Annotated in this window: 15 protein-coding genes and 2 riboswitches; of the genes, 5 read left to right on the top strand and 10 right to left on the bottom strand. The window is 38.0% G+C overall.

Translation table 11 applies throughout. The features are described from left to right. Positions 1-4 precede the first annotated feature (4 nt). Genes NST21_RS12545 through NST21_RS12525 form a run of 5 tightly spaced genes read right to left on the bottom strand, consistent with a single transcriptional unit; the run spans position 5 to position 4439 of the window. A complete protein-coding gene (locus NST21_RS12545; RefSeq protein WP_053345847.1) occupies positions 5-649 on the bottom strand; it encodes a precorrin-8X methylmutase in 645 nt (214 codons plus the stop codon). 12 nt (positions 650-661) lie between these two features. Next, complete coding sequence (cobK, locus tag NST21_RS12540) at positions 662-1432, bottom strand: precorrin-6A reductase (RefSeq protein WP_340889397.1); 771 nt, start codon at positions 1430-1432, stop codon at positions 662-664. Beyond that, a complete protein-coding gene (locus NST21_RS12535; RefSeq protein ID WP_340889395.1) occupies positions 1429-2382 on the bottom strand; it encodes a sirohydrochlorin chelatase in 954 nt (317 codons plus the stop codon). Before NST21_RS12535 ends, cobK begins: the two co-directional genes overlap by 4 nt. 18 nt (positions 2383-2400) lie before the next feature. Beyond that, positions 2401-4056 carry a precorrin-3B C(17)-methyltransferase gene (gene cobJ, locus NST21_RS12530; protein ID WP_340889393.1) on the bottom strand — a complete coding sequence of 552 codons (1656 nt, stop codon included), beginning with the start codon at positions 4054-4056 and terminating at the stop codon, positions 2401-2403. Between the two features lie 14 nt (positions 4057-4070). After that, entirely contained in the window at positions 4071-4439 is a 369-nt protein-coding gene (locus NST21_RS12525; RefSeq protein ID WP_340889392.1) for a (2Fe-2S) ferredoxin domain-containing protein, read from the bottom strand. A gap of 151 nt (positions 4440-4590) precedes the next feature. Next, positions 4591-4780: riboswitch (cobalamin riboswitch) on the bottom strand. Between the two features lie 212 nt (positions 4781-4992). Then, positions 4993-5188: riboswitch (cobalamin riboswitch) on the top strand. A gap of 176 nt (positions 5189-5364) precedes the next feature. Here NST21_RS12525 and NST21_RS12520 point away from each other — a divergent pair. From NST21_RS12520 to NST21_RS12505, 4 genes are read left to right on the top strand one after another with little or no spacing between them, the layout of a single operon-like run. Then, positions 5365-6108, top strand: coding sequence for an energy-coupling factor ABC transporter permease (locus tag NST21_RS12520; protein ID WP_201180813.1), 744 nt, complete (start codon positions 5365-5367; stop codon positions 6106-6108). 1 nt (position 6109) lies between these two features. Further along, complete coding sequence (locus tag NST21_RS12515) at positions 6110-6424, top strand: energy-coupling factor ABC transporter substrate-binding protein (protein WP_340455416.1); 315 nt, start codon at positions 6110-6112, stop codon at positions 6422-6424. Then, complete coding sequence (gene cbiQ / locus NST21_RS12510; RefSeq protein WP_340889391.1) at positions 6408-7184, top strand: cobalt ECF transporter T component CbiQ; 777 nt, start codon at positions 6408-6410, stop codon at positions 7182-7184. Before NST21_RS12515 ends, cbiQ begins: the two co-directional genes overlap by 17 nt. An 18-nt stretch (positions 7185-7202) precedes the next feature. Beyond that, on the top strand, positions 7203-8048 hold the full coding sequence (locus NST21_RS12505; RefSeq protein ID WP_340889390.1) for an energy-coupling factor ABC transporter ATP-binding protein: 846 nt from the start codon (positions 7203-7205) through the stop codon (positions 8046-8048). A gap of 188 nt (positions 8049-8236) precedes the next feature. Here NST21_RS12505 and NST21_RS12500 read toward each other — a convergent pair whose 3' ends face one another. The 4 genes from NST21_RS12500 to NST21_RS28830 all read right to left on the bottom strand — a co-directional run bounded on the left by NST21_RS12500 (position 8237) and on the right by NST21_RS28830 (position 11339). Then, entirely contained in the window at positions 8237-8458 is a 222-nt protein-coding gene (locus NST21_RS12500; RefSeq protein WP_053345838.1) for a YozQ family protein, read from the bottom strand. Between the two features lie 457 nt (positions 8459-8915). Next, positions 8916-9650: a polysaccharide deacetylase family protein gene (locus NST21_RS12495; protein WP_340889388.1), complete on the bottom strand. Its 735-nt coding sequence runs from the start codon at positions 9648-9650 to the stop codon at positions 8916-8918. A gap of 487 nt (positions 9651-10137) precedes the next feature. Beyond that, positions 10138-10875 (bottom strand): TerC family protein, encoded by a 738-nt coding sequence (locus NST21_RS12490; RefSeq protein WP_201180817.1) that lies wholly within the window; start codon positions 10873-10875, stop codon positions 10138-10140. A 161-nt stretch (positions 10876-11036) separates the two neighbouring features. After that, positions 11037-11339 carry a GNAT family N-acetyltransferase gene (locus NST21_RS28830; RefSeq protein WP_445670513.1) on the bottom strand — a complete coding sequence of 101 codons (303 nt, stop codon included), beginning with the start codon at positions 11337-11339 and terminating at the stop codon, positions 11037-11039. Between the two features lie 93 nt (positions 11340-11432). On the opposite strand from NST21_RS28830, the gene NST21_RS12485 reads away from it, so the two are divergent. After that, positions 11433-11831: a hypothetical protein gene (locus tag NST21_RS12485; RefSeq protein ID WP_340889386.1), complete on the top strand. Its 399-nt coding sequence runs from the start codon at positions 11433-11435 to the stop codon at positions 11829-11831. A 174-nt stretch (positions 11832-12005) separates the two neighbouring features. Here the strand turns inward: NST21_RS12485 and NST21_RS12480 are convergent, their stop codons facing one another. Then, positions 12006-13271 carry an alanine/glycine:cation symporter family protein gene (locus NST21_RS12480; protein ID WP_340889385.1) on the bottom strand — a complete coding sequence of 422 codons (1266 nt, stop codon included), beginning with the start codon at positions 13269-13271 and terminating at the stop codon, positions 12006-12008. Positions 13272-13369: the final 98 nt, after the last annotated feature.

Below are 13369 nucleotides of genomic sequence, written 5' to 3'. Positions count from 1 at the left end.
TAACCTAATCAGCTAAAAGGGAAATCGCATTCAATGCCGCAACCGTGACAGTACTTCCGCCTTTTCGGCCAACATTTGTAATAAATGGCACTTCGGTAATTTTTGCTAGTTCTTCTTTTGATTCCGCGGCAGAAACAAATCCAACAGGCATACCAATAATTAAGTCGGGTTTAGCAATCCCTTCTTTAATAAGACGAATGAGTTCTAACAATGCTGTTGGTGCGTTACCAATGGCATATATCCCGCCTTCATTTTCCTTTACGGCTTTTTGCATCGAAATGATGGCTCTTGTCGTTTTCAATCGTTTTGCTTCAACCATTACATCTGGGTCTGAAATATAACAATGCACGTCCCCGCCATGTTTTTGAAAACGTTTTTTCCCCGTTCCACTTTCTATCATTTGAACATCGGCAATAACATGTCTTCCTTTGCGGATTGCTTCCACACCAGCTTGAATGGCATTTGGATGGATAATTACACTTCTTCCTAATTCAAAGTCTGCTGATGCATGAATTACACGGCGAACTATCTTCCACTCGTCTTCTGAAAAATCATGATTACCCATTTCTTCAGCAATAATTGAAAAACTATAATCATATATTTTATCTGGATCAACCGTTAGGGGTTTAAAATCTGTTTTAAAATCCATCGTACATTCCTCCTATTTTTCGTTTAGTTGTTTTTTCAAATCGGCAATGACCAGATTAAAACTGGAATGAACATTTTTATAATCAACATCGGGACGAGAAATCATAATCGTCTCAATTCCACATTCCAATGCTGCTTCCAATTTCTCATCAACAGATCCAACCTTGCCACTTTCTTTTGTAATCATTAACGTGACACCATATTGATTGTATAGCGCTTTGTTCAATTCTTTTGAAAATGGACCTTGAACCGCGACTATATTTTTTTGCTCAATGCCTAACTGAGCACATTTTTCCATATTATCAATGCGCGGAAGCATTCTCGCTATCACTCTTGTATTCTCCAGACCTACTAACTCTTTAGCAAAAATCGCTAAGGTTTTACTTCCAGTCGTTAGCATAATAACTCCTCGCTTTGTAGCAGCAAGCTTGGCGGCTTCAGCATAATCACGAACCATAATCAATTTCTCATTCTGGAATCGTTGACTTTCACGTTCATAACGAATATAAGGAACATTTGCTTCCTGTGCTGCCTGAAGAGCGTTTTTCGATGCTTCTTCTGCAAATGGGTGACTTGCATCAACTACCGCATGAAATCCTTTTTCGATGATTAAAGATGCCATATCTGTTGCAGTTAATCGTCCAATTTGAGTTGTTATCTTCGCATCTTGCAAACTTTTTGCTGCCGACTCGGTCACTACCGTTGCCAAAACTTGGAATCCCACCCGTTGGATTTCGATCGCTAATTCCCTTGCATCGCTTGTTCCCGCTAAGAACAAAATCATTTTGTCGTCCCCACCACTTGCTCATCATGGTCATGGTGGTCATGTCCATGGTCTGTTTCATGACCGTGATCGTGGTCATGGTGGTCATGCCCATGGTCGTGGTCGTGATCGTGGTCATGATGATGATGGTGATGGTGGGCATGGCCATGTTCCTCCACATGTTTACGATAGTTTTCTAGATCACGGGTACCACTTGATCTTCCTTCGCTAGCTTCGATTACACGTTCTTTCAGTATGGTTTGTAATGTTGGATGATAACCAAAGTATTTCGCCAAAACAAATTCATGCTCTGGATATTGGTCTTGATAGCCTGTTAGCATATTCTCCATTCTCTCCATTAACACACCTGTGAAGAGGAAATATGGAAGCATCACTATTTTTTTGGCACCTAACCGAATACAGCGTTCAATGCCTTCATCAACAAACGGATCCGTAACACCCATGAAGGCATTTTCGACCCACTTCACATTTAATTTTTCCCACAATAATCGTGAAATTTTATAAATATCACTATTTGCATCAGCATCACTTCCACCTCGACCTATCAGCAATATTGCTGTCTCCGGATGTTCCGAAGATGTATCGAATCCGACTTCCTCAAGGCGATCTGTCAGAATCGTTAATACTTCATGGTGAACCCCAATCGTTTGTCCATATGTGAATGTAACCGCTGGATACTTATTCCTTCCATCCTCTATTTCAGCTGGAATATGTAATTTTGAATGTCCTGCATGCAACAAAATAATCGGAATGACGATAACTTCAGTGGCCCCTCTTTTTATGCAATTGTCAATGCCTTGGGATATATTTGGCGTGGCAAATTCCAAGAAGCATGTTTCAATTAATAAAGAGTCGTCCATTGTCGGAATCATATTTTTAATAAAACGAATAACTTCTTCGTTTCCAGAAGCTAGTCTGCTTCCATGTCCTACGAATAATACTGCTTTCATTTGTTATCCCCCTCTTGATTAGTCTTCACAAGGCGCAGGCTCTATTTTTATTTTGGGAGCAATGTCTTGATATAAATAGCCCTGTATCTTTTTCGCCCGTTTGAAATATTTAAATAGTCGTTCATTAGGATGAGCATTTTGTTTATATTCGTTGACAATGTTTGTAATTAATTCAACTAGTTGATCCGGTTCAATTCCTTCTGCAACTGGTTGACCAGGATGAGCCGTTCTGCCAACAGGTTTCGCTCCAAGGAATAAATCAAATTTCCCTTTTCGGAAAACGATCCCGATATCATCCATCACTGCACTATAACAAGCCATTCCACACCCATTAAAACCAATGTTCAGTTCCTTAGGCATATCAATCCCACCAAGCACCCTCTGTATTTCATCCGCGTAAGGAATGGATTCCACTTTTTCACCATCACAGAAATCACAGGCTTTTAAAGTCAATACATCCCCAATTGGCGATAATAAAAAGTTTGCTGATTGCAATTTTCCAGTAATAACTTCTGGATCTGTTGTAGGAATCTTTAAAACGATTTTATGATTTGGCGTGTATTCCATCGTTCCCTTTTCTCCAACAACTTCTGCAAGTGTCATCATTTGTTTCGGAGTAAATTGCTTGTTCGCCACACCTGGGCTAACGGCAAGCTCGAATACCGACTCAATTTTTTGCTGAACAATCGGCGTAATTGATTGCTGAACGGTTTGACCCTTAACTCTTGTGAGGGCTTCCATTGCCACTTCAAAAGAAGTGCTCTTTTTTTCTGGTGCTTTTGTAAGCAATCCAACTCCGCCAGTCGCCTCGGTGTACGCTTCCTGCATAGAACCCGTTTCTTGATCTAATGCCCAAGGTTCTGCTTCTTTTTGCAAGCGTTGATGCGGCTTCAATGGTTGCTTTTCCGAATTCAATGTATACTTTCTTTGATATCCACGTGGCGTGATGATTTTGTCATCATATAAAAAGGTAGATGAATTTCCAATAATGACGGTCGTTAGCATCCCTATATCGTGATTTAACATGTCTTTCAAATTGGTTATCACAATATCCTGACGATCGCGATAAGCACTTTTTACCAATCCGACAGGTGTTTCGGGCGAGCGGTAACGCAGTAAAATGTTCTGTGTTTCAACAATTTGCCTAGTCCGTCTACCGCTTCGAGGATTATAAAGTGCAATGACAAAGTCAGCCATTGCTGCAGCCTCCACTCTTTTGGCAATCAGATCCCAAGGCGTTAAGTGGTCACTGAGGCTGATGGTACAGGAATCATGCATGACAGGTGCACCAAGTAAAGACGCACATGAATTGATGGCAGAAATACCAGGAATGATTTCAATGGCTACTCCCGTTTCTTCTTTCCAGCCTTTTTCAATCAATACTTCATAAACCAGCCCTGCCATTCCGTATACCCCTGCATCACCACTCGAAATTACAGCTACTTTCTTTCCCAACTCCGCCTGTTTCACTGCTTCTTGTGCACGTGATACTTCTTCAGTCATACCTGTACTTATAATCGTTTGATCTGTAAGAAGGCCCTGTATAAGTTCCACATATGTTTTGTAACCAATGATGAAGTCACTTTCTTGAAGGGCTTCTACAGCACGTTTGGTAATATGTTCAAAATTCCCTGGTCCAAAGCCAACGACAAATAATTTACCGTTTGTACTCATTTAGACATCTCCTTTTACGACTTGTCTTTTGAAATTCCTGTTTGAGCTGGAAAATCTGGATTAGGAGTCATTTCTCCATTAGTAAATTGGTAAATCATCTGTGGAATAAACTTCTCATCATCGAGATTATGGACAATCTCTCGTCCAAAATCAGGTGAATCCACTCGATACCATGTCCCTTGAGGATAAGCAATCACAACGCAGGCATCCTTACACCTTCCGTTACAGCGAGTTCTAGTAGTATGAATTTTTTGATTCAGACCTTGTGAAGTAATTTCATCACGAATTGCTTGCGTTATTTCTTCGCCACCTTTTTTCATGCAACTGCTGCCGTTACAAATCAAAAGATGCGAGTTTGTGCCTTTTAAGTTCCAAGTTGTCATCTTCTTCCTCCTAAATCTGAGAAAAGGCAAAATAAAAAACCTTAACTGTTAGAGTTAAGGTTTTAAAAAAACTATATGAAAAGGGAGCCTCCAGCAAGCAAAGTGAAACTCTCAAAATCTCCATAGTCCTTCTACCTTTCCCTCCGAAAAGTATCACACAATTTTAAAAGCAGGTTTCCTGGCTTACGCTTCAATTTACTTTTGTCCCTTCCCAGCTCTAGGCCAGTGGTTATCGACAATTTCATCAGCGTTACAGTAGCGGGGGCTGCATCGGATTCTCACCGATTTCCCTATTATCCCTTGCGTGTTCATACAAGAGCACTTTTAAATTGAAATATTTGGTTTTATAATAATATATTTCTAGTTAACTTTATCTATCATATAACAACTTTTTTAAAATTCAATAGTTTATTCCGACTGTTTTGAAAAGTTTAATGGTGAAAATCCAGCTTCATGCCTATCCTCTCTGCGATTTTATCCTTCTCAAAAAAAAATATGAATAGAGTGTAGATGGAATCATTGCTTTATGGTACAATAAACGAGAATTTTCAAAAAATTACATAAGTTTTATGGTGCTAGATTCCTCGGAATTTAGCTTAATAGGGAAGTCGATGTAAATCCGACGCGGTCCCGCCACTGTAAAGGGAAGTCCTAATACGTAAAGAATAATCCACTGTCAAACGAGATGGGAAGGATGTATGAGGATGATGATCCAGAGCCAGGAGACCTGCCATGAAGCGTGAAACTGTTTCAACCTACGAGGATGGGTGTGCGGATCAGGCAGATAAGCTAATATTTGTATTATGCTGCAAACTTACTGTTCATTACGCACTTCTTTCTTTTTGAGAGAAGTGCTTTTTATGTTGCCCGCCACTTCTCTTCTCAGCTTTAATCATTAAAAATAAAAGCGTTGAAAGGAGAACAAATGAAAAAAGCCAATTGGAAAATACTTTATTTTGTCATTTTACTACTCTTCGTACCAAAGAAAGCAATGGCCATGCATATTATGGAGGGCTTCTTACCGATCGAATGGGCGATATTCTGGTGGGCTGTGACACTTCCATTTTTAATCTTGGGTTACCGTTCCATTAGGTCTAAAGTGAAGGAAAACCCAGAAACAAAAATGATGCTGGGTCTGTCCGGCGCATTCGTTTTTATTTTATCAGCCCTAAAAATCCCTTCCGTTACAGGAAGCTCTTCACACCCTACCGGCGTCGGCTTAGGTTCAATCTTGTTTGGGCCACTGGCCATGAGTGTCGTCGGTTCTATTGTTCTGTTATTTCAAGCTGTATTACTAGCTCATGGAGGACTAACTACTCTAGGAGCCAATGCATTTTCCATGGCTGTTTGCGGACCGTTCATTGCTTATTTTGTATTCAAAGGCGCTACTAAATTAGGTTGGTCCTTTTCTCTTGCTGTTTTCTTAGCAGCAGCTTTCGGAGATTTGGGCACCTATGTGATAACTTCTGTACAACTTGCTTTAGCTTTCCCATCGGAGGTAGGTGGATTTATGGCCTCATTCACTAAATTTTCAGGAATCTTTGCCCTTACCCAAATACCTTTAGCAATCAGTGAAGGTTTATTGACAGTCGTTGTCATGAATTTCTTGAAGAAATACAATCTAGGCGAATTGAAATTACTGCGAGTGTTATCTAAGGAGGCTCGTTAGCATGAAAAAAAGTTTATTGTTGCTTTTTCTAGTCGTCATACTTGCTATAATTCCGTTAATCACCCAACAAGGAACAGAATTTGGTGGAGCTGATGGAGTGGCGGAAGAAGCCATCACTAAAATCCAACCGGAATATAAGCCTTGGTTCAACAGTATCTGGGAGCCGCCAGGTGCAGAAACCGAAAGCTTATTGTTTGCTCTCCAAGCCGCGATTGGCGCCGGATTCATAGGATACTTCATCGGCGTTATGCGACAAAAAAATAAACAGGCCGTTCAAGAAAAGGACGAACAGGCAAAACATGTTACTCATAGATAAATACGCCTATTTCAACCGGCTAAAGCATGTACATCCTTTAGAGAAAATGATTTTTGCCCTCTCCCTTTTGTTGTTTTCTTTAGCAGTGAGGGATACGACCGTCTCACTCATCACCTTTACAGTGATGAGTGCTTTTATCATTTTCGGGGCAAAAATCCCAATCTCTTATTATCTAAAATTACTCTTATTACCTGGATTTTTTGTACTATCAGGTACAATTACCATCCTTTTTTCAGTCGCAAGTAAATTTACTTCAATACCAAATGTATGGTGGTCCTGGAATTTCGGCAGCTGGCAAATATTTATCAGCGAAGACAGTATAAAAACGGTAATTGGTCTAATCGTTGTCGTATTAAGCAGTATCAGCTGTTTATATTTCCTAACCTTAACTACTCCCATCACAGTTATACTATATGTATTGCGTAAGCTGAAACTGCCTTCATTGCTGATTGATTTAATCGAATTAACTTATCGCTTCATCTTTATTTTTTTAGATACAGCTATGGCCATTCATCAATCACAGTCATCACGGCTTGGGTATAGTTCAGTGAGGAAGGGAATTCGATCTCTCGGGTTACTCATATCTTCCCTGTTTTTAGGAGTGTTTCAGCGCTCTGAACAATTAACGATGGCAATGAACGCAAGAGGGTATCAAGAGAATATTTCATTTATCGATGACTCTTACACTTATTCCTCTCGTAATTGGCTGATTACCATTGTAACTCTAGTAAGCTTATTCTTTATTTATAGATATATATAAATTGGGGGCAGTTCGATAATGGAAGAACATATTTTTAATATAGATGGCCTCACCCATCAATTCGCAGATGGGACGTTCGCATTAAAAGATCTTTCTCTAACTATTCAAAAAGGTAAAAAAATTGCTTTATTAGGCAATAACGGTGCCGGTAAGTCAACTTTATTCCAACATTTAAACGGTCTTTTAAAGCCAACAACAGGATCCATCAAATTTAAGGGAAAGAAATTAAAATATGACAGAAAAACATTATTACTATTACGAAAACAGGTCGGAATCGTTTTTCAAGACCCGGATTCACAACTTTTTTCCGCTAATGTTCAACAGGATATATCGTTTGGACCGATGAACTTAGGTTGGGAAAGAGATGTCGTGCGGGAGAAAGTTGAATGGGCGATGGCCCAAACAGAAGTAACAGAATTGAAAGATAAGCCCACCCATTTTTTGAGTTTAGGACAAAAGAAGCGTGTTGCCATAGCTGGTGTGTTAGCCATGGAACCCGAAGTCTGGATCCTAGATGAGCCTACGGCGGGATTGGATTCTTATTTTTCCAAACAGATTATGGCTCTTTTGGATAACATCCATCTCCCTGATAAAACAATTATTTTATCAACCCATGATGTTAACTTAGCCTATCAATGGGCTGACGAAATCATTGTCATGAACGATGGAAAGGTCATATATCAAGGAGATCCTGTCACTATTTTTCATCATGAAGACCTTTTGTATCAAGCACATTTAGAAAAACCATGGATATTTGAAATGTTTCAATCACTTATTCAATCAAAGATATTCACAGAAGAAGACCCTGCCCCTAGAACGAAAGAAGAATTACTTCAAAAAATGGAGATTGAAAAGGTTAATTAAGAAGCAATCCCTAGCCTGTTTCATTAGGTCAACAGACTAGGGGATAAAATGGAGATATTCTTCACTATCCAGGCAATTGAGTCGGTACTCCAATATCTGGATAGTTTTAACCTCAGAGAAAAACAAGTAGCTGCAAAGTATCCCTCTTGTAAGCTCATGTAATGCTCTGGTATTTCTCCCTAATTATTTTATTGGCTTTCTTCTTCAGCCTCTTCCCCTTTAATCTCTATATTCTTTCCGTCTACATCATCAACTACAGATTGCATTTCACCTTCCGTATAAGTATCCGAAACTTGCTCGTGCGTTTTAGCAAGCCCAGAGGACAATGTATCCTTTCGTTTATAATCACTGACGTCATAAATTCTTCCAGCTATATCTAAAGAATCCTTTTTTGATTCCTTGCTATCCATAGAATTCACTCCTTATTTCGAATTATTTTTATCTTGCCCATTTTATTAAAACAGGGAACTTGGTTTCATTTGTCATCTCATATAGATTGACAGCATGAAGTAATGACAAGGGTATTTTGCGTAAAAAATAATCCAATATTCAATAAAGATAAAAAAAACTATGAAAAGGATGATTTATCGCTGATTTAACAACCAGAGGGTTCAATCTTATCTGAATGGGAACATGAAAAATGAGGTATTTCAGTATCCATATCCATCATTCCTATCCATTTTTATGAACTCCGTTTAATATTATTTTTTCAAAAAGGCGCGCCCAATTGAAGTTGAAGAATGAGGTTAATTTCATCCTCCTTTTTTATTTGAAATTTCCCTTGTTTCTGACCCATTAGCTTATAAGCACTATTACTTCTCCCTTAGGCCCAATAGAAAAAGCGATTACTTGGAATAGGAACCGCCTTCATTCTCTGTCAACAATCTTTGCAAAGTCGTCAAGGCTAGTTGAATATTTGATATAGATTCGTGGTAAAAGATAGAGTTCGTCTTTAATGTCCTTCTCAGAAAATGGTTCAGGAGTTGTCGTAAGTCCAAACAAATAGTATTTCTTCGTTTCTGCTACGACTTTGTCATTGAAATTCCCGTATGGATACGCAAGAGCATAAACTGGTTTGCCCGTTATTTTTTGAATTTTATCTTTGGACCCTTTCAGTTCATATTCATAATTTTTTATTTTCGTCAAGTCAGGATGTGTAGCAGTATGAGACTGAATTGAGATCATACCCGAATCAGCCATCGTTTTTAAATCCGATTTCGATAATCGGTTTGAGCGACCAATAAAGTCAGAGATAACAAACATGGTACCAGATGGTTTAAAACGTTCGTTTTTCAATTTTTGAAAGATAGCAAATGCATTCAGGTTGTTTTTGTATCCGTCATCAAAGGTTATGAAAATGGGTTTGTTTACTTTACTAATGTCTTGCCACCGATCAAAAGTTAATAATGTGTAGCCGTGGTCTCGTAAATAAATCATTTGTTTCTCGAAATTCTTTGGGGTTACATATAACTCCATAGAACCGTGTCCATTAAACTCTTCAATCGAATGATAAATTAAAATAGGTACTTTTCGTTGAGCAATAACTTGTGATGGAAAAATTAAGATAAGAAGACATAGGAAAAACATTGCTATCTTTTTCATAAAACTCCTCGCTTTGTATCCTTTTTATATCTTTTCAATTTATTGTTCCTCAAAAGCATAGTTCTATTATGCTTTCTCTCATATTTCATTCTATCTTCCATTTTGATCAATGGTGACTTTGATATTCCCAAATGAAAAGTAATTCCCTAAAACACTAAGGAATCGGCTTTTTTATAAGTCCTCCTTCACCAATAGCCCTGTTTGCTTAATAAGAATTTCTGTTATTCTTCATCATCAATTTCTTCTTCAGAGCTTAGAAAGAACATATGCAACTTCTAGAAGAACTTTTCCTTACACCACTCACCTCCCCCTTTAGTATGTAAGAAAAAAAGGTTGCCGCAGCAACCTCCCTTTTTAAAGTAAAGCACCCCTTATTTGAACAAAACTTTTCGTTTAATTATCAAATAACTCAAAATTAGTAAACGGAATGATCGTTTGTCAATTTAAAAATCGTTATTTTTTTACAGACAAATATATTTATTTTGCTTCACTGTTTTTCTGTTTTTCCTTTAGATAAAAACCATCCACCTAATGCAATAAGCAGCATTACTGACCAAAAGATTGTATTCCAAATAGGTCCTTCAACAAACTCGTGAGGAATAATGTGCAAGGCTGGATGCGCAAGAGTATGCATTAATAACTTAACCCCAACCCAACCAACGAGTAACATTGCTGCAGTTTCAAGACTAGGGCGTTCTGTCAATATCTTAACGAAGTAACCTGCTGCAAACCTAATAACAATTAAACCAGCAATTGCTCCTAATAAAATAACTATAAATTGTGCGCCATCCATCCCCCCAATTTCCCCCATTGGTGTATCTGGCAGGGCAATGACAAGAGCTACCGCTGCTAAAATAGAATCAACAGCGAAGGCGATATCAGCTAATGCAATTTGCACAATAGTCATACGATAGCTTTTCCCTTTTTTCTCTTTTTCTCCGTGGTCCTTTTTTAGTAAATGTTTTAACGAGATGAAAATTAAATAAGCAGCCCCAATTGCTTGAACTTGCCAAACGTGGAAAAGGTACGAAATAATAAAGATTGCACCAATCCTAAATATAAAAGCTAATAGCAACCCAATATTAATCGCTTTTTTTTGCAGTTCTTCTGGTAAATGTTTTGACATAATAGCTAAAACTAAAGCATTATCTGCAGATAATAAACCTTCTAAAAAAATCAAAATAATTAATACCCAGCCATACTCTAATAATAAAGAAAGTTCCATATTATCCCCCTATAAATTATCACTTCATAAGCCAGTATAAGTATGCTTACATGAGTTTAATAACGTTTTGTATTATCGGTATTATATACCATCCAGCCTATATTAAAGAAAGTTTGCCTTTTTCTTATTCCAATATTGTCTCAACGTATCCACTTCCTTATTCAACTCTTCTGCCCCGATAGTGGAATAAGAAAGGACATATGCTTTTTATATGCTGATATCCTCCCACCTATAAACGAATAATTTAAGTTATCATCTGCAATGTTTGTTAACATGCTATCCACTATTTTAGCTCCCATTGCCTCATAGAAGTGGCAAGAACTATTTTTCTCTAACACTTTAACACTAGCTGAATTGAAGTCTAAACTCTTAAATTCAGGAAGGAGTCTTTTTAATAATTTTTTTCCTATCTCTAAACCTTGAAGTTCGTTTAAAATATATATAGAAGTTACGTCCTGTGTCAAAATTCAGTTTGACAAGTTAATTCTTATTTCACTAAAGAAGTATTGAGTTGAAGAAGGCGATTTATTTAAAATAACGAAAATGATGTATTAGAGGTGATTAAATTTAACAAAGTTTTTGTCTTAGATGGTGAAAATTTTTCGGACTTTAATGGACTCTGTAACGAGTTTTCGAATGTAGTTCTCTCTGGAAAATACAAGTGGAATGGAAGTCTCGATGCATTTAATGATATTTTGTTTGGTGGTTTCGGTGATATAGAAGTTGAAGAAGAATATACAATTTTTTGGAGAAATTCTGTCAAATCTAAAATCGATTTAGGGTACGGAGAAACAATAACCATACTGAATGAGATGTTGAAAAATTGCCATCCAAGTAATGAAGAAAAAGTAATTAAAGAAATAAGGGATGCAAAAATGAACATTGGTTCAACTATATTTAATTGGGTAGAAGAAATTATCCTTGATAATAAAAATATAACGTTGATTTTGGAGTAATCCTTAATCAAGTAAAGGGTAGCGTTAGTTGAATTAAAAAGGGAACTTAATATGTATCAAGAGTTCCCTTTCTTAATGTATACATATCAACATTTAGATTTAACATCGCCTATACATAAAAAGCTTATAGACTTGTCCCTAAAAAAGGGGACTTTGTCTACAAGCTAAAAGGCCTTAATTTATCTTTAACTTTCGATTGCTCTTACTCTCATCCACATTATCGGATGGATCACCCCAACATTCCACATTCTTCAAACCTTTAATATTGTTTACATGGAAAACTGGGTTTTTTCCACTCTTCTTTTGTTTTTGATAATCGGCTAGTGCAGCAAATGCAATTTTTCCAAGTAATGCTATGGCGATTAAGTTGATAATGGCCATTAACCCCATCAGCAAGTCAGCTAGACCCCATACAAACTTGAGTGAAGCAAGCGAACCGAAAATCACCATCCCTACGACTGCGATACGATATAAGTTTAACCAAACTTTATTTTCATTAATAAAGCCAATGTTCGACTCTCCATAATAGTAGTTACCAACTATGGAACTAAAGGCGAATAACAGTACGATAATGGCAAGGAAAATGCCAGCCCAAGATCCTAATGCCGTACCAAGTGCATTTTGGGTAAGGACTATACCATCTGTTTCCTTCGATGTATACAGGCCTGAGACCAAAATGATGAAGGCGGTCGAACTACAAATGACAAGTGTATCCACAAATACACCAAGTGACTGAATGAGCCCTTGTTTTACCGGATGACTGACATCTGCTGTCGCACCTGCATTAGGGGCACTACCCATCCCGGCTTCATTAGAAAATAGACCTCTCTTGATTCCTTGCATCATGGCAGCGCCTAATGCTCCACCAGCAACTTCCCTTAATCCATCAAAAGCACTTTCAAAGATTAAAACAAAAACACCCGGTAACTCGGTAATATTCATGATAATGATAATCAACGCTACTATCACATATGCTCCTGCCATAATCGGTACGATGACTTCAGATACTTTTGCAATCATTTTAATGCCTCCAAAAATGATGACAGCCGTAACAAGAGCAAGGATGATTGCCGTAACCCACTTATCGATCCCAACCGATTCATTGAACGCACTTGTGATCGTGTTGGCTTGTACAGAGTTGAAAGCAAGCCCAAATGTAAGCGAAATCAATACAGCGAACGTGATACCCATCCAACGGGCATTCAATGCTTTTTCCATATAATAAGCAGGGCCACCTCGGAATGTATCGCCATCCTTGACCTTATAAATTTGTGCAAGTGTACTTTCAATGAAGGCAGAGGCAGACCCGATAAGTGCTATTAACCACATCCAGAAAACGGCTCCTGGACCACCCATTGTGATGGCTATGGCAACACCTGCAAGGTTACCTGTTCCAACCCGTGAAGCAGTACTGATGCAAAAAGCCTGAAACGATGTCACCCTTTTTTATCCGCTGTGGCACCTTCTCCCAAAAGCCGCATATAAAAAAACACCCTAGATCTAAAGATTCAGGGTGTTTTTCTGTTTAATTCACTTTT

The organism is Peribacillus sp. FSL K6-1552, assembly GCF_038005205.1.
Classification (GTDB): Bacteria; Bacillota; Bacilli; order Bacillales; family DSM-1321; genus Peribacillus; species Peribacillus butanolivorans.
The sequence above is the reverse complement of the archived record's forward strand: the minus strand, read 5'-3'. Positions and strand labels throughout refer to the sequence as shown.